General features: G+C 41.8%; 17 protein-coding genes. 14 read left to right on the forward strand and 3 right to left on the reverse strand.

Translation table 11 applies throughout. From position 1 onward, the window contains the following. The first annotated feature begins 168 nt into the window (after positions 1-168). On the forward strand, positions 169-543 hold the full coding sequence (locus OKX56_RS11445; RefSeq protein ID WP_025205246.1) for a GntR family transcriptional regulator: 375 nt from the start codon (positions 169-171) through the stop codon (positions 541-543). A gap of 12 nt (positions 544-555) precedes the next feature. Further along, on the forward strand, positions 556-1,953 hold the full coding sequence (locus OKX56_RS11450) for a DUF5808 domain-containing protein (protein WP_019225677.1): 1,398 nt from the start codon (positions 556-558) through the stop codon (positions 1,951-1,953). Positions 1,954-2,064: 111 nt separating this feature from the next. Here the strand turns inward: OKX56_RS11450 and OKX56_RS11455 are convergent, their stop codons facing one another. Both OKX56_RS11455 and OKX56_RS14960 read right to left on the reverse strand, forming a co-directional pair. Continuing rightward, complete coding sequence (locus tag OKX56_RS11455) at positions 2,065-4,326, reverse strand: HelD family protein (protein ID WP_019225676.1); 2,262 nt, start codon at positions 4,324-4,326, stop codon at positions 2,065-2,067. Positions 4,327-4,626: 300 nt separating this feature from the next. Beyond that, positions 4,627-4,710: a putative holin-like toxin gene (locus tag OKX56_RS14960; RefSeq protein WP_353737771.1), complete on the reverse strand. Its 84-nt coding sequence runs from the start codon at positions 4,708-4,710 to the stop codon at positions 4,627-4,629. On the opposite strand from OKX56_RS14960, the gene OKX56_RS11460 reads away from it, so the two are divergent. From OKX56_RS11460 to OKX56_RS11495, 9 genes are all read left to right on the forward strand, one after another. Beyond that, positions 4,686-4,883 (forward strand): hypothetical protein, encoded by a 198-nt coding sequence (locus OKX56_RS11460; RefSeq protein ID WP_156804683.1) that lies wholly within the window; start codon positions 4,686-4,688, stop codon positions 4,881-4,883. The two genes, OKX56_RS14960 and OKX56_RS11460, sit on opposite strands and share 25 nt — an antisense overlap. A gap of 113 nt (positions 4,884-4,996) precedes the next feature. Then, positions 4,997-5,419 carry a (deoxy)nucleoside triphosphate pyrophosphohydrolase gene (locus OKX56_RS11465; RefSeq protein ID WP_019225674.1) on the forward strand — a complete coding sequence of 141 codons (423 nt, stop codon included), beginning with the start codon at positions 4,997-4,999 and terminating at the stop codon, positions 5,417-5,419. 177 nt (positions 5,420-5,596) lie between these two features. Next, the gene (gene dgt, locus OKX56_RS11470) at positions 5,597-6,928 is read left to right on the forward strand and encodes a dGTP triphosphohydrolase (protein WP_019225673.1); all 1,332 of its coding nucleotides are present in this window, start codon (positions 5,597-5,599) and stop codon (positions 6,926-6,928) included. Positions 6,929-7,040: 112 nt separating this feature from the next. Next, the gene (locus tag OKX56_RS11475) at positions 7,041-8,081 is read left to right on the forward strand and encodes a dsDNA nuclease domain-containing protein (protein WP_019225672.1); all 1,041 of its coding nucleotides are present in this window, start codon (positions 7,041-7,043) and stop codon (positions 8,079-8,081) included. Beyond that, a complete protein-coding gene (locus tag OKX56_RS11480; RefSeq protein WP_019225671.1) occupies positions 8,074-9,771 on the forward strand; it encodes a hypothetical protein in 1,698 nt (565 codons plus the stop codon). Before OKX56_RS11475 ends, OKX56_RS11480 begins: the two co-directional genes overlap by 8 nt. Before the next feature lie 440 nt (positions 9,772-10,211). After that, positions 10,212-11,066: an HNH endonuclease gene (locus tag OKX56_RS11485; RefSeq protein WP_019225670.1), complete on the forward strand. Its 855-nt coding sequence runs from the start codon at positions 10,212-10,214 to the stop codon at positions 11,064-11,066. 162 nt (positions 11,067-11,228) lie between these two features. Continuing rightward, on the forward strand, positions 11,229-11,435 hold the full coding sequence (locus OKX56_RS14965) for a 7-cyano-7-deazaguanine synthase (RefSeq protein WP_158208142.1): 207 nt from the start codon (positions 11,229-11,231) through the stop codon (positions 11,433-11,435). 473 nt (positions 11,436-11,908) lie between these two features. Continuing rightward, positions 11,909-13,504: a site-specific DNA-methyltransferase gene (locus OKX56_RS11490; RefSeq protein ID WP_019225669.1), complete on the forward strand. Its 1,596-nt coding sequence runs from the start codon at positions 11,909-11,911 to the stop codon at positions 13,502-13,504. Positions 13,505-13,516: 12 nt separating this feature from the next. Continuing rightward, the gene (locus OKX56_RS11495) at positions 13,517-16,120 is read left to right on the forward strand and encodes a DEAD/DEAH box helicase (protein WP_019225668.1); all 2,604 of its coding nucleotides are present in this window, start codon (positions 13,517-13,519) and stop codon (positions 16,118-16,120) included. A 328-nt stretch (positions 16,121-16,448) separates the two neighbouring features. Here OKX56_RS11495 and OKX56_RS11500 read toward each other — a convergent pair whose 3' ends face one another. After that, on the reverse strand, positions 16,449-16,784 hold the full coding sequence (locus tag OKX56_RS11500) for a helix-turn-helix domain-containing protein (RefSeq protein WP_019225666.1): 336 nt from the start codon (positions 16,782-16,784) through the stop codon (positions 16,449-16,451). Between the two features lie 159 nt (positions 16,785-16,943). On the opposite strand from OKX56_RS11500, the gene OKX56_RS11505 reads away from it, so the two are divergent. From OKX56_RS11505 to OKX56_RS11515, 3 genes are read left to right on the forward strand one after another with little or no spacing between them, the layout of a single operon-like run. Beyond that, positions 16,944-17,117: a hypothetical protein gene (locus OKX56_RS11505; protein ID WP_019225665.1), complete on the forward strand. Its 174-nt coding sequence runs from the start codon at positions 16,944-16,946 to the stop codon at positions 17,115-17,117. Beyond that, positions 17,118-17,312, forward strand: coding sequence for a hypothetical protein (locus tag OKX56_RS11510; RefSeq protein WP_019225664.1), 195 nt, complete (start codon positions 17,118-17,120; stop codon positions 17,310-17,312). Then, on the forward strand, positions 17,309-17,368 hold the full coding sequence (locus tag OKX56_RS11515) for a phage Gp37/Gp68 family protein (RefSeq protein WP_242837073.1): 60 nt from the start codon (positions 17,309-17,311) through the stop codon (positions 17,366-17,368). The genes OKX56_RS11510 and OKX56_RS11515 overlap by 4 nt, the downstream gene beginning before the upstream one ends. Positions 17,369-17,524 lie beyond the last annotated feature (156 nt).

Consider the following 17,524-nt stretch of genomic DNA (forward strand, 5'->3'; position numbering starts at 1 on the left):
ATGGCAAAAATTTCATAAAAGTGTAACAAAACACCTCCCCTAATTGTTTATTAATAAATAGGCGATAATGGGGAGGTGATTTTTTTATTGACATCTTTGTATTGTTTGTATTATATTATATAATACAAACAATACAAAGAACACATTAACGCAAAGAAGGGAACGCCCATGCTATTAAGGATCGACATGACCAGCGATATCCCGATTTACCAGCAGATCCGCAATCAGATCGTGTTTGCTGCAGCCAAAGGGAATTTAAAGCCCGGGGATGCACTGCCGACCGTCCGCCAGCTGGCCCAGGATATTGGGGTGAATCCTATGACGGTCAACAAAGCCTATGCCCTCTTAAAAGACGAAGGCATCATCATCATTGACCGGCGGCACGGCGCCCAGATCAGAGATTGCGGCAAGACCGGCATGGTTTTTAATCAGGATTTTGACCGCCGGCTGGAACTTCTGCTTTCGGAGGCCCGGATGAAAGGTGCGTCCAAGCAGGAGATCACAACGCATCTATCCGGTCTGATTGACTTGGTTTACGAATAAGGAGGAATGTTTATGCTTTTAACACTGCTCATCCTATCCTGGTTGATTTTCGGGACGATGGCTGCGTTTACGCTCTTTTATAAGAACCAGCAAAATCAGCAGATTTTGGGCGTAACCCTGTCCGCAACCCATGCCCAATCATTGGAAGTTCAGGACATCATCAGCGGCTACAAACGGATGTGTTATCTCATCTTTCTGCTGTCCGCAGGGCTCAGCCTTCTGCTGCTGCTTCCAGCCGCGGCATCCTTCACGGAGTTCTTCCTGCTGATCCTGGTACTGGTCAATATTTTCTTCAATTGGCTGGCGGTTCACCGCTATCAGCGCAGGCTCCGGACGCTGAAGAAGGAAAAAGGCTGGATCTACCAGCGCTCGCGGATCGTAACCGTGGATATGAACGTGGTCAAAGAGAAAGGTAAAGCAGGCGTTTCCGCGGTTTGGTCCTGGTTGTTTCTGCTCCTGAGTTTCATTCCGACGTTCTACTTGCTGTTCTCACCGACGGCGCGGGCGTTCTATCCCGTTGTCTTCAGCATGATCGGTCCGTTCTGCCAACTGAATATGATTTTCTTGTATTACCAGATGCGCAATAGTCATACCCCGGCCTTAAGCGAGAACACCGAGATCAATAAGGTCTGCGCCAGAACCCAGGAGCGTATCCGTACGCAGGCGGCGACGCTGAGCGGGCTGACGATGCTGGTGTTTTGGTTTCTGTTCAGTTTTTCCGTCTTTTACGCCGGAGATGGTATCCTGATTATACTGCCGGTGTTTGTCTTGATCACCGCGCTGCTCCTCATTGCCTACTGGCAGCAGAAAAAAATCCGCGCTGCTGAAAATCACTTCTTCGGTCCTGAACTTCAAAACGAAAGCCATCTTTCCGAACAAGAAGGCGCTTACAAATGGGGATGCTACTATAACCCGAGTGATCCCAGAATCTTTGTACCCAAACGGATCGCGGGCATGGGCTTCACCATTAATCTCGCCCACCCGGTCGGTAAGGCCGTCGGCTTCGGTATCCTGGCGCTGGTCCTGGCTGCCCTGATTCCTGTATTCTACGGCGGCGCCAAGGATTATGTGATCACGGAGAACGGTTCCCAGATCACCATCGACGCCGCGATGTATGACCTAAGCCTTGCAAAAGACCGGATCGTATCCGTTTCCACCCTGGAAAGCCTGCCCCGAAGCTTGCGTACCAACGGCTACGGCGGAGAAAGCAAAAGTTTCGGCCATTTCACTGTCGAGGGATACGGGAAATGCATGCTCTATGTGTACAGCCAGGGCGGAGCGTACATTGTCCTCAAGCTGGACGGGGACAATCCAGGATATGTCATTGTCAACGGCAAGACCCCGGCAGAAACCGAGAACCTGTACCGATCCATCAAAGCGTGGCTGGGCGAGGGAGTCTCCATATATTAACAGAAAAGATGCTGCGAACTTCAAACTTGCAGCATCTTTTTGCAATCAGAAGATGAAAAGACTCCTTTACACATCGTTATTTTCGATGGATTGCTTTTTGGCATAGCGGTATTATAAAAGCGGGCTGATCTCTCCGGTATAAAACAGGTTCAGTCGATGCAGCGCCCGCGTACAGGCAACATATAAAAGGTTTTGATCATCAGTGCTGTGATAATGCCCCTGATCGGCCTCGCAGATCAGTACGGCGTCAAATTCCAGGCCTTTGGCCAGATAGACCGGGATCAGGAATACGCCGTTTAAATCAAATTGAACGTCACCTTTTAGCAGCTGAATATCGCTTTGGTCCTTGAGCTGCTCATATAAGGCAAGGGCGTCGTATTCCGTTTTACAGATCAACCCGATGGATTGGTAACCCATTTCCCGGCAGGTATTCATTTCCGCAAGCAGGAGAGTAGTCAGCGCCGCCCGGTTTGACGCCGCAAACACGGCAGGCGTATCTCCCGATCTCCCGAAAGGATGGAGCTTAACGCTTTGGTCAAGAAACCTGGCGCTGTACGTCAAGATCTCCTTGGTGGAGCGAAAGCTTTTGTCCAAAGTCACCAGCGTGGATTTCGGCTTAGCGAATATCTTGCCAATCTGTTCATAGCGTGCGGAATCTTCCTGTTTGCCGATCGTCTGATGAATATCGCCCAGGATGGTATAATGCGCTTTGGGAAACAGACCGTGGAGTATTTCAAAATGCAGGGGATCATAATCCTGGGCTTCATCGACCACAACCTGCTTGATATCACGGTAAGCCGTATATCCTTTGATATGGATATGGAGAAAAGTAAGGGCCAGGGCGTCATCATAAAGCAAACCATCTTTTTGCAGGTTTTCTCTGGTGAAGTCCAAAATCTCTTCCATACAATCAGGCAGCTCCAGACCTTCGGCTAAATGATAAAAATAGCTTTTATCGCTGAACAGCTTCCGGTATAGTTCCTGACAATCCAGCTCGGTAAACCTTCGTATCTTCTTCAGCAAGGCGGTGCTTTCCAGGATGGATAACCGCCGGGCTACTTCTTTCCATTCAAATTCATGCTCGGGTTTGGCCTGAATAAACTTTTTTAATTTTTCCTGACGGCTGGGACGCAGTTCATGGACAATTTGCAGAATCGACGCTTCCAATTGCTTTAAACGTACGCTCAGCAGGAATTCCTGATCGCCCTTAAGGATTTTGGCTTTCAGCAATTGCCGGTCCGCGACGACCTTTCCGTCATAATAAATATCGGCAAACGGCAGCCAGCGATAAGGCAAGTCCTTAATGAAACGTCTTAAAATCTCAGCAAACAGGCCGGAGCCTTTAAATGCCATGCTGCGTTTGGCGAGCTTCTTGTCGTTATAACTAAGCGCTCGGTCATTTTGGCCGGGGGAGAGCAGGCCTTCCCAATATTGATTCCTGCTTTGGATAGAACCAGTCTGCAAAACCTTGCCGAATATTTCTTCAAAGACGAGCGAATGGACATTTTTCTCGCCCAGCTCAGGCAAGACATTGGCGATGTACTGTTCAAACAGGGTGTTGGGAGAAATGATCACGATCTCATTGGAAGCCAGCTTGGCCGCCAGTCCCTGGTACATCAGATAAGCCGCGCGGTGCAGCGCCACCGAAGTTTTACCGCTTCCGGCAGCTCCCTGGACCATCAGCAAATCCGTTTCCAGATCGCGGATCACCATATCCTGATCTTTCTGGATGGTCTCGACGATGGTTTTCATTTTAGGGGAAGCATTCTGGGAAAGCAGTTCGCGCAGGAATTCGTCAATGATTTGAATATCCGCATCGAAGAAATATTGCAGTTTGCCATCTTTGATCTCGTATTGGCGTTTTAAATGCACCTCTCCCGTTATTTTACCGCCCGGCGACTCATAGAACGCTTTCCCCGGGCCAAAGCGGTAAAAGACACTGGCGATGGGAGAGCGCCAGTCATAGACAACCATTTCCCGGGTTAGGCCGTCCTGCAGCGAAGACCGCCCGATATAAATATTCTCAAAGGCTTCCTCGCCCGCGAACTGAAAATCAATCCGCGCAAAGTAGGGGGAATAGAGCAATCTTTTTAAAGCCAGGATCTTAGCTGCATCCCGTTCGTAATCCGACACCCGTTCCGACACCGGATTGGCGTACTGGCTCAACTCGACCAGCTCATGGAAATTATCCATATTCCAAAGACCGGAGATGGAGCGGGAAGTATCTTCCCACATATCTAACTTCGCGGCAATAATGGCGTCTTTATTTTCCTCGCTCTTTTGCAGGGCACAGTCTAATTGTTCCCGGGCGAGAGCCAGCACCTGCTCCAGGCGTCTGATTTCAAAATCTTGATCAAGGCGGTCCCGTTCCAAAAGTTTACCCCCTAAGTTTGGCTTAAGTTTGATAAGTTTTATCTTACACAAAATATAGGATAATTATAAGAATGTTATTAGAGAAATGTTTTTGGTATAATTAATGTAGAAAGAGTATTTAAATAATTCAGGGAATGTATAATTGACAAAATTTTCAAGTAGCTATGTATTTTAACTTCAATATGGTATATAATATAAGCAAAGAGGAATCATGCAGTAACATGATTCCTCACAACAGCCGCTTTAAGGGCGGTCGGCAGATGAATACGGATAGACCGCTATCCATGTGAGTTGGGCGGTCTATTTCCGTTTGTGGAAAGAAAGTATCAAAACCACCAATGTTCCGAAGGATATCATCAGTGTTAATGTTTGATATACTTCCATGGCATCACCTCCTTTCCGGAGGGAATGCCGACCGCCCTGCACGCCATCTGTTGCAGGGTTATTATAACATAAATTACCAGAATAAACCATATAATAACATAAAAGATGCTGCGTATAACTTGCAGCATCTTTTTGCAATTTATTGTAAAAAAGAAAAGGAAATAGAAAAATAAAAGAGAATTAAACAAAATTGGGTATTTTAGCCAAGTGAAAATATAGGGCTATGAAATGTTTAAGGGTGTAGTTCAAAAACATCAAACCAATCAATTGATAGTGGGTTGAGACGATGGAAGAAAAGAAAATAACACAGGTTACTGCAGCGATCCTGCGACAGGATGAAAAAATCTTAATCTGTCAGCGAGACAACAGCGGCAGCTGTCCACTGCTCTGGGAATTCCCGGGCGGGAAGCTGGAAGAAGGGGAGACTCTAGCCGAATGCTTGGTTCGGGAATGCCAGGAAGAACTGGGCGTGACGATACAGGTCGGAGAGGTTTTTGCTGAGAGTCGGCATACTTATGGAGATAAAGAGATGTGCTTTACTTTCTTTGAGGGACGGATTGTTGAGGGGGAGCTGGAAAGAACGGTGCATCAGGATATACGGTGGGTGAGGGCGGAGGATTTGGGAAGGTATACGTTTTGCCCGGCGGATGTGGAAGTGGCGGAGAGGTTGGGAAAGGCAAGCAAGATGGTGAGAATAGTCCTTAAATGAAAGTAGGATTATGTATATAATGGGAAATTGACTAAAAGTCATAAAGTACATTTGATGATACCAATTAGATTTTTAAATACAAAATATTTTTGTTTGTAATATTAAATCAATAACAGATAGCGCCAAGAACCAACCATCCGTTGCTAGATAGAAATGCGATTTTGAGGAGGATTTCAAATGGAATGGGGAAAGCTTCTAATGCCTTATCGTTTGGGATGTCCCAAAGAAAAATGCGCTCATAGTCCGGATAGGAATGAATTTCTCAGAGATTTTGACCGCATAATTTTTTCTGCTGCGTTTAGAAGACTAAATGGGAAAACACAAGTCTTTCCATTTCCCGAAACCGATGTAATTCATACAAGACTTACACATAGTTTAGAGGCAGCATCTGTGGGAAGATCATTAGGTACTATTGTCGGAAATGAATTAAGTAAGAAAGACCCCACTATTCAGCAGCTACAATTCGGTTCAGTTGTTTGTGCAGCTTGTCTAGCGCATGACATCGGGAATCCACCTTTAGGGCATTCTGGGGAAAAGGCAATATCTGAGTTTTTCAACAGTGAACGTGGTGACGAAATAATGAAAGGCATTAATCCTAATGAAAGAGCTGATTTTCAGAACTTTGAAGGTAATGCGATGGGATTTCATATCCTAACATACAGCAATCCCCAAAAGACAAATGTGGCTGGTGGTCATGGATTAACTTATCCGACTTTGGCTGCGTTCACAAAGTATCCGAGACCCATTAACATTTATAATGAGAAAAAAGTTGCTAGTGAGAAAAAAGCTGGCCTATTTCAATGTGATGTAAACGTATTTTCTGAAATTGCAAAAGATTTAGATATAAATATTAAGGAAGATGGTGGAAGATGGTATCGTTATCCATTGGCTTTTTTAACAGAAGCTGCAGATGACATATGTTATGGCGTTATAGATCTTGAAGATGGCTATAAGCATGGACTTATCTCATTTGAAGAAGCGTCTAGCTTATTTATTGAAGTATGTAAAGCTTCATCCGGTGATACGGATATTAACAACTTAACCAACATTTTAAATGAGAGAGAAAGAATAGGTTACCTTCGGGCTAAGGCTGTGAATAGCTTAATTTATCAAGTTACTGATGTTTTTATTAAGAATGAAAGGGATATTCTTTCCGGCAAATTAGATAAGCAAATATGTAAACTCATTGAATCAAATGAAGTAATGGAGAAGATAGGGCAAATATCAAGTGCTAAGATTTATTCACATCTGCCAGTTATACAAATTGAAGCTGCAGGTTTCGAAGTATTACCTGGTTTACTTGATATATTTCTTTCTGCCTTAAAAGAAAATACGAAAGAAAGTAGCAAAAAGATATTACAGCTAATACCTGAAGAATATAAGTTTGATTTTGATAAACAGCCTTATGATGCAATCTTAAGTATTACATCTTACATTGCAGGAATGACTGATACATTCGCTGTGGATACTTATAGAAATCTTCGTGGCATTAAACTTCCAAACTATTAAACTGTTCAAATTCGCAATATCAATAATAATGGGCAGTACCGAGTTATGCGTGATATAGCAATAATGGGAATCTTAAGCCACATATTCTTACATACAAAGGAAGGTGAATTCGTTGGAACTTGCTGACACTTATAGCAGAATACCCCATGACCTGTCAGGCTCGATGAGCAAGAATCGCTTTCGTCAAGAGTTATTCTGGGGAATAAGCAAAATGTTTGACCTCCTCGATAGGGAGAATTTTTGTATTGTTTTTGACTACAAGTGTGATATCGAAATACATCTTAGCAATTCCATTGAATTCTACCAGATTAAAACGCATAAGGTGCAGTCGCCCTATAAATTCACTGCATTAAAAAAGATTGATGGGAAGCAGAGCATCATAGCAAAGCTTTATCTTCTTAAAGACGCTTCATCGCCAGATGTACCAATCAAGTGTGCGTTGGTATCCAATGCTTTCTTTCAGATCGGTAAAACCCCGAAAGCCGACGTTGAGACTTTCTGTTTTACTGATTTGGATGACACAAGCCAGAAAACGATAATGAAAGCACTACAGAATGAGCTAAAACGCAGCAATGTCGATTTAAATAATCTTCACTACATATATACATCTATGAATTTACTTTATCCGCAAAATGACCTTAAAGGTAAAATAATAGGCAGTTTTGAGAAAATCAAAGGTTGTGAACCAATTAAACCAAATGCTTTATATCGATTAATTGTTGATACTGTGGAGGAAAGAGCATGTTATGAATTGTCAGCCTTTAATTACGATGAGTTGGTGAAGCGAAAAGGTATTACAAAATCAGAGCTCGATAACATGCTTGACCGACATATGGAAAAAGCTGATGACTCTGTTGAGCAGGTCCGTGTGCTCATTGATCAACGGCAATTGACAATTAGAGAAAAAGGAAAGCTCAAAGCAGCTTTGGCGAAAATTGTTGAGCTCGAATACTCCGCAAAGGAACTCCAACAAAGCGAAAAAAAGATATCTGGATATATTAAAGAAATAGCAACTGACGTCACAATAGAGCAAATGGCGGATATACTTCTGCAGCAATTTGGCTCGAGATTCTCAATCGAATACAGCCAAGAGGAAAAGTACGTTTTTTTGCTTTTGATCATCAAGCGTTGGGAGGGCGGAAAATATGCGTAAGCTTGTTTTTAAGGAACTGTTTCTTTTTTCGAGTATTGAAAAGAAAGCAAGAAAAATTGAGTTTTCACTTGGCAAGACGATGATCACTTCCAGTTCGACAGATGGTACGGACAGAGGAAAATCTGTTATCATGAAATCACTGTATCATGCCATGGGCGCAGACTGCTTTTTTGAGGATAAATGGGACGATGCAAGCAAGACGTACATACTCTCATTTGCGATCGGTGATGACGGATATTATATATTTAGGCATAATAAGCTTTTTAAAGTTTTCGACGCCAATAAAGACTTGATGTTTACGTCTGTCTCTCGTCATGAACTGGCAGAGCGATTATATGAGTTATTCCACTTTGCAGTGAAACTCCCCAAGAGAAATAATAATGAGGATGACGAACCGATCGAAAGGTTGGAAGTTACTCCTCCCGCCTACAATTACCTCTTAAACTTTGTTGATCAGGATAAACAAAACGGATCGCAATTCGCTTCTTTTCAGAGGCTTAGTGAATATCCTGACTTTAAGGAAAACGTTCTTTATTACCATTTCGGAGCATTCGACGATAATTATTACAGCTTGATCCAGCAGCAAGAAAAAATAGAGACCGAAGGCAAAAGACTATCAAAAGAACAAGACATGATGCTTATGATGCTTGACAGAGTTTACGCAAGCATTAACGATGTTTCATATTCGATGGATATTGAACATCTTCGCGCCGACGTAAGCCGAACGAAAGATAAATACAACACGATTGCCCACACGCTTAATGATCTTCGTCAAAAGTTAGTTAACTTTCGCAATGATAGGGCTGATCTGGAATATCATCTACGTGCATTGAGTCTTCTTGATAAGGAAAACGAAAAGCAGATTGCTGCTCTAAAAGAGCATATTTGCCCTCTTTGTAAATCCAATCTTGATGACACTATGGATATTCGTATAAAACGCTATAATACAGGCGACGACATCATTTTGCTCAGTAGTGACATTCAGTACAGCATTGGAGAAATCGATCGAAAAATTACGGTTGTTGAAGCGGAATACTCAAACTGGCTAATAAAACTGGAAGAATACGAAGCTTCAATAAGCATCAAATCCACCGAAATTAATGATGTTATGCGTCACAAAGGATATATTGACATCAAAGAAAAAATCTCAGACGATCTTCACGCCGTGCAAGGATCAATTGCCACGAATGAAGCTGACGCAAAGGTAGTTAAAAAGAAACTACGTAAATACAGCGATGCAAAGAAAAAGATAAATGAAAGATATTACACACTTATGCTCAGCGACAAAAATTGGTTCGGGCTTGAAGGTATTGATTCAAAAAGCTTTGAAAATATCAAGCGGACATTTTCGGCTGGAGGTAGCAACAACCCTATCTCCACAATTATTTGGTATGTAAATTTGATCCAGTTAAAGCACGAGTTCAATCCCGATGCTATTAATTTTCCTGTCGTATTTGACAGTCCTAATAATGCTGAGACCGACGATGAAAAAAGGAACCAGATTTACAAGTATATTTGCGAACGCATTTCCTCAAACCAACTTATTGTCTCTGGAATTGGATTTACTGAAGAAGCTAGTAATGTCCATTTTGACAAAGTGATTACGCTCGCAAATGAAAAATATGAATTACTCTGCGAAGAGGATTATATAGAGAATGTTGATCTGCTTCGCGAACTTAATAATAGGTAACTTTGATTTGAATAGAAGGTATAAATAAAAACTCATTTTGTACGATTAAGAGCGATAATCTATATAGAGTCCCAAAATACTAGAGCAGTTCAGGAGTAATATATGAAAGGAAGAAAATCATGCCAAAAGGAGACAAATATCTCGGACTAAAGAAATTCTTAATCCGGATAGCCAATGATTAACCTATTTTTTTAGGAAATTGAGCACATAATTCATGACAAGTTACCTCTTTCGGCATATAAACACTCTGAAGATCAGTGGTCAAATAACATAGGCAGTATCATGGCTTAATGAAGGTATGAAACGGATTATGTGACTTCCCATTATGTTTTATTACCCTACTAAAAGTTGCATAGTTACAAACTGCTTATTATCCATATTATCTGATTCTATTTCTTGATTAACATAAGATAATAACTTTCCGAAAAGAGCTGCATTTATTGGATTCTCACGAAAATTACGTCTACAAAACTGAAGTCAACTGGTCCTTATTAACCGAAGGCCTTACCCTGCCCGTAGAAAATCAGGTCATTTTTGCCCGTAACATGGGGAAATTTTTACATAGAGGTGAGGTCAAACCTATTACCTTATACCTCAACGGAAAGGGATATCGCGCCCAAATACGTAATGTAAATTTTGATTCCAGATTCAATAGGAAAAATGATACTCTCCAAATTCGATATACAAGAAACGGCCATCTTGCCCAAGCTCTAAAGGCTTGTTTCTCCAAAAGCTATAATTATATTAAGGCTCAAAGAGAAATCCGCCTTAGAGATAACCGGTCAATCATAAAACTGCCTGAAGGATATAAGGAATATCTGGCGATTTATACTACCGCCTATGAGGATACCTATATATTGGAGACTATCGAAGCCGAAGATATTATCTCAATTAAGAAAGCAGTCCAAAACCAGTCCGAGTTAGCCATGGAAGCAAAATTTAATTATGACATAGAAGATAAAACCGCAAGTATTTTTGAAGATGAAAGAATATTAAAGTTCCGTAAGCTCAGCCGGAAAATCGGCGAAAACTTAAAACTGTTCTATGATTACAGGTGCCAAATCTGTGGGCAATATGTCGGTGAAGAATATGGTGCAAAAGTTGCCGAAGCGCATCATATAGACTACTTTGTCCAAAGCCTTAACAACGACGCGAATAACCAGCTAATCGTATGCCCTAATCATCACAGTATCATTCATGAGACCAACCCGGTATTCAACCGTAAGAAGCTAATCTATTTGTACCCTAACGGAGTTCAGGAAGGCCTGATGCTTAATCAGCATTTGCATTTGTAGGAGGAAAAAATGCAAGACCATATTATTGCATACACAAAAGTGAAATTTTACCCATTGAGTCCCATCAAAACCCAATGAAGGATAAGGCCGATTGCTTATGAAAATGGTATATCCCGGCATTCATCATAGCTATCAATGATAGTGATAACTTTTCAGCAATCTATGGCCAAATATGAATTAATTGCTCCCTTTGCAGAACAGCCAAGGCAAAAGGTGATTAAAGAAGCTTATAAGCTTCAAGTACCTATTACGTGGACATTTTCTTGTAATGCCATTGGTAGCAACCATTGCTTACTGTGTAGAAGTTGTTATGAACGGGAAGAAGCGCTAAAATTATATGAAAAACTCTCACAGGAGGAGTCGTCATGAAATTAATAATAATTACTTACTTTAGTTGTTAAATCCTAGGAAATTTAGTAAATAAAAATAATCAAAAGTTGATCTACATGTGAAAGCATCAACAATAAGAAAATTAAGCAAGTAATAATGTAGCTGTTGGTTAATACGGGTTCAAAAATATTTACATACCTGTACTATTGAAGGTCATAATTGATTTTGAGAACTGTCTTCCTCGAAATTGAATTAACTAATAAGTTAATCTGGATGATATAATAAGACCATCTAAGAGCAGGAAAATGTTCTCGCCTTATTTATTAAAAGAAGGAGAAATCTATTATGAACTATATTCATGCACAGGAAGCTCATATAAATATGGCATCTCTTACCGACGCGTACAGGTGCTGTTTAAGCAGAACATATTCCCGATGTGGAAAGGCTTGAGAGGTTTGAGATATTCATAGATCACATTGAAACCACAATAGCATCAAAGGAGAAGCAATCCAATGCCAACTCTTGAATGGATAGGAAAAGATAAAGTTATCAACCATCACTTGGAAGTACCGTACCGGGTGTTGGAGCATCAGTATACTTACATTGGCAATAGACAGACCGAAGAAGAAATCACGGATGGAAATAAAATTATCCGTGGGGATAATCTGGAAGCGTTGAAAGCTCTTCTCCCACAGTATGAGGGTAAAATTAAGTGCATCTATATTGATCCTCCTTACAACACAGGCAATGAGGGTTGGGTATACAATGACAACGTGAATGACCCTAAAATTAAAAAGTGGCTGGGCGAGGTAGTCGGTAGAGAAGGAGAGGATTTGAGCCGCCATGATAAGTGGCTGTGCATGATGTACCCTCGGCTCAAGCTATTACAGCGATTGCTTGCTGACGCTGGGGCGATATTCATCAGCATTGATGATGCAGAGTTGGCGAATCTGCGCCTTATATGTGACGAGATATTCGGAGCAAATAATTTCATCGATACTGTTATTTGGGAAAAAAGGTATAGCCCTCAAAATGCGGTACAATGGTTTTCTGAATCTCATGATTTTATTATTGTCTATGCCAAAAACAAAGAACAATGGCATCCAAACCTTCTTAACCGAACAGATGAAATGAATGCGCGTTATAGAAACTTAGATAATGACCCAAGAGGTATATGGAAACCCACAGATTCCACTGCACAGGCAGGACATGGTACAGATAGTCAGTTTTATGTATTGACAGCTCCCAACGGCAAAGAACATAATTTGCCAAATGGTAGATGTTGGGTCTACACCAAAGAAGTTATGAATAGAATGATTGCTGAAAATCGCGTTTGGTTTGGTAATAGTGGTAATAATATGCCAGCTATAAAGCGTTTTTTATCAGATGTCAAAAAGGGAATGTCTTGTAAAACAATTTGGCCTTATCAGGAGGTTGGACATAATCAAGAAGCAAAAAAAGAAATAAAAGCTATTTTCCCTGAATCTATACCATTTGATACACCAAAGCCTACACGTTTAATGGAACGCATTCTTCACATTTCGACCGATCCAAACTCCATTATCCTTGACTCCTTCGCTGGGTCCGGTACGACTGCCCATGCCGTCCTTAATATGAATAAAGCAGACGGCGGCAACCGAAAATTCATTCTCGTTGAGATGTTGGACTATGTCGAGAATATCACCGCTGAGCGTATGCGCCGTGTTATCGACGGTTACGGCGAAGGCAAGGCTGCTGAAGAAGGCACAGGGGGCAGTTTTGGCTTTTATGAGTTAGGAGAGCCGCTACTAAACACTGACCAAACACTCAATGAAAGAATACCTGCTGAAAAAATCCGGCAATATGTGTTTTTCATGGAAACCAAACAACCTATGGGAGCACCCAGTGAAAATGAGCCTTATCTGCTGGGCTGTCACATAAATACTGCCTACTACTTTTACTATGATAAAGATCGTATCACGACACTCAATTATGAATTTTTATCCTCAGTACAGACCCAGGCGGAAGGCTATGTTATTTATGCTGATTTGTGCGCACTATGCGATGGGGAATTAAAGCAATACGGCATTACCTTTAAAAAAATACCCCGCGACATTTCCAGGCTATAAGGAGATGACGATATGGAACTGAAAAATTATCAGAAAAAGACAATTAGTGATCTTGACTCTTATCTTTCTTTTTTAAACTCAACTCATAATATGATAACAGCGTATCAAGAGCATTGGAACGCACAAGATGTTCGGATTGGATTTGGTGGAGTGCCGCAGTATCGGGATACTATCCCCGGCACACCGCACGTTTGCTTCAAAGTGCCTACCGGCGGCGGAAAGACGTTTATGGCCTGTGCTTCGGTAAAACCTATATTTGACGCTATGCCCATGGGTAAACCGCGTGTGGTGGCTTGGCTTGTGCCCTCCAATTCTATTTTGGAGCAAACCATTAAGACCCTGTCCGATGTCAATCATCCCTATCGCCAGCGGTTGGACTTCGACTTTGCTGGGCGAGTGGTGGTATATACCAAGGAACAGTTATTGAGTGGTCAGGGCTTCAATCCGACCGCTGTACGGGAACAGCTTTCAGTCTGCATTCTCAGCTATGATTCCATTCGGAGCAATAAGAAGGACGGCCGCAAGGTCTATCAGGAGAACAGCCAGCTTGCGCCGTTCACCAAGTCATTCACCAGTCCGGAAACAATGATTGCCGATATCGATGATACGGCGCTGATACAAGTGTTGAATCAGCTGTCTCCGGTAGTAATTGTCGACGAAAGCCACAACGCCCAGTCGGATTTAAGCGTTGAGATGCTCAATAATCTGAATCCTTCTTTTGTGCTGGATTTAACCGCAACACCTAAAAGCAACAGTAATATTATTTCCTATGTGGATGCTCGCGAGCTGAAAAGCGAAAACATGGTCAAACTGCCCGTGGTGGTGTACAATCGTACCTCTCGCCAGAGTGTGATTGCTGATGCCATTCAGCTTCGTGGCAGCATTGAGCAGCAGGCACTTGCGGAAGAAGCGGCAGGAGGGGCTTACATTCGCCCGATCGTGCTTGTTCAGGCTCAGTCGAAAGTTCATGAGGACAGCGAGACCTTTGACAAAATCAAGACTAAACTTATTGATATGGGGATTCCGAACGAGCAAATTGCGATTAAGACCGCCAATATTAATGAATTAAAAAATGTCAATTTAATGAGCCGAGCTTGCCCTATCCGCTATATCATCACGGTCAATGCGTTGAAAGAGGGCTGGGATTGCCCCTTTGCTTATATTTTGGCCTCGCTGGCCAACAAGACCTCCGCCGTGGATGTAGAACAGATTTTAGGGCGCATTTTACGTCAACCGTACGCCAGGCGACATCGTGCTCCGCTTCTGAATACCTCCTATGTACTGACCAGTTCGAATGATTTCCGTGATACGCTGGAAAACATCGTGAAAGGTTTGAATAAGGCAGGATTTTCCCGAAAAGATTTTCGCCTAGGAGGAGAAACACAGACATCTTCGATTCCCGAACCGGGTAAACCTGAGCAGCCTGACTTACTTGGAGCTCTCGCGCCGGAAGAGGACGATTTTGAAGATATTGCACCAGAGGCTGTTCGTGCAGTGTTAGAAGGCGGCGTGACAGATGCCGGTATTGCAGGGATGCTGGATGAAGCGCAAAAAAAGGCCGAAGAATATAATGCCGTGCTGACTGGCAGTGAAGGCTCCGGTCTGTTTGGAGGAGAGTTGGGCGAGATGATGAATCAATGTAAAATACAGGAGCAATTTTCAGATGAGGCCCTTAGCCTGCAAATACCGCAACTTTTCCTCAAAACCGCCCCCAGCCTTTTCGGTGGAGAATATACGCTGCTTACCAAGGAGGCACTCAGCGATGGGTTTTCGCTCAACGGACAGGATGCTCAGATCAGCTTTGAACTTGCAACGGGTGAGATGTATCGCGTTGATATCGACAAGTTTGGTGAAGCTGTGCCAAAATATCAGCTGGCATCCAAAGCGGAAAGCGAATACTTGCGAGAACGTCTGGCCAGGCTTCCGGAAGAGGGTAAAACCAAGCTTTGTACAAGCATGATATGCAATCAGATTAATCGAAGCAATCAACTTGCCGCAACAGAAGTTAACGAATACGTTACTCGTATTATAAAGAAAATGACAGAGGACGAGCTTGCTGCTTTGGAGACTTCCGTTTCGACCTATGCTCGCAAAATTCAACAGAAAATTGAAACGTTGGAGGATATCTACAGAGAAAATCGCTTTGATCGGATGTTGGATGGAGGCGCGATTGTCTGTCGTCCTACTTATGTATTACCAAAAGTGATCACTCCAGTAGACAGTACGGAGTCGATCCCCAAGTCGCTTTACGATGCCGAAAAGAACGATATGAACGACTTTGAGTTTCGTGTTATTAATACTATCGTTTCATTAGATAATATCAAATGGTGGCACAGGATTGCAGACCGTAAGTCTGGCGAGTTTGTCTTAAATGGTTTTATCCATCATTACCCCGATTTTATGGTGATGACCAAAAGCGGCATTTTAATATTGCTTGAAACGAAGGGCGATTATTTAGCAAACGACGAGAATAAAGCGAAACTCAATCTGGGCCGCAAGTGGCAAGCACAGTCCGGAACACAATATCGGTATTTTATGGTGTTCAAAGATAAAAACCTGAAGGTTGATGGGGCATATATACTAGACGAATTTGTGGAAATGATAAAGGGGTTGTAAACTCGTTAGGAGGTGCAATGCTTAATTTACTACAAAGTACATTTGATACTTACGTGCTTTGGGAAATTAATGTTTCTTAGAACTACAAACACTACGTTCATAATTCCTACAGATAATGGCAAATTTGATCCAGAAGATGACGACTATATTAGTAAGGAAGCTTACGGTGGTGGATGTGGACTGAATAATTTGCAAAATACTGTTGTTAATAGAAGACCAATCGCAATTTGGAACATTCGAAAATTTAAAGCAGACTATTAGTTATGTATATAAAACAAATCTCCCCTTGCCTTAAGGGGAGATTTGTTAAGTGAAGAATAACTCAGTTCTAATTGTTTTTTGACGACGATTCAGAATATAAATCTAACATTTTTAATATGAGTTGGAGATCATTATTCGAAAGTTTTTTTAGTCGATTAACGATTTGATATATGACTAAATCTTCATCAAGAAATGAAAAAGAGAAAAATTCATTTAATTCTATTCCTAAACTGGATAATATTTTGTCAAGGGTTTCCAAAGTTATATTTTTCTCGCCACGCTCTAATTGACCAATATATGTAGGATGTAGATCAGAATAGCTACCTAATTCTTCTTGACTTAATCCTTTTTCTTTTCTGGCAATTCTTAGGCGTTCTCCAATTAGTTTTGATAAATCACTCATATAGACACCTCAAGTTTATCATATCTTTTCAGGTATTCCTTACCAACAGACTATAAGTATTAAATAATATATAAATATATACTATAGTATTGATTAATGCGCCTTTTTCACATAAAATAGTATTTGTTTAAAAATTTATCTTAAACAAGGTGGTATAAAATGGCGGATTACAAAACGATGTATATGAAATTGTTCAATAAAGTAACTGCAATTATTGAGGAACTTCAGGAGGTACAGCGGCAAACGGAGCGGATGTACATAGAAAGTCCCAAACCGGAAATTGCCCTGTTTGAGCGGGAGCAGGTTGTGATAGGCTCAATTCAGAAGGAATAGATGGGACTCAATGATTCCATCAAGGCTAGAGATCTGTTTTTCGATGAGGTGGCGGCTTATCTTTATCAGTTGGATTTCAATAAGGAGCAATTTATTAAAATACTGGAGATGGGTGACGTAGATGTGCAAAATGTTATTACAACATGGCAGTTAAAACAAAAATCGAATGGACCGAAAATACCTGGAATCCTGTGACAGGCTGCACCAAAATATCTGATGGCTGTAAGAATTGCTATGCTTATCGTATGTAAGCGTAAACTCTAGCGGCGTAAAAAAGAGGCCGCCGTAACCAGCAGGCTCGCGTCATATAAAAATCATTCGTCGCATTTGCTCTTAGCATACGGTACTCGGCAATGCTCAGGAGCATTTGCCGGGAGTAATGGAATCACCCAGTCTGGATGTGTTTG

It is taken from the genome of Dehalobacter sp., assembly GCF_030063005.1.
GTDB classification, from domain to species: Bacteria; Bacillota; Desulfitobacteriia; order Desulfitobacteriales; family Syntrophobotulaceae; genus Dehalobacter; species Dehalobacter restrictus.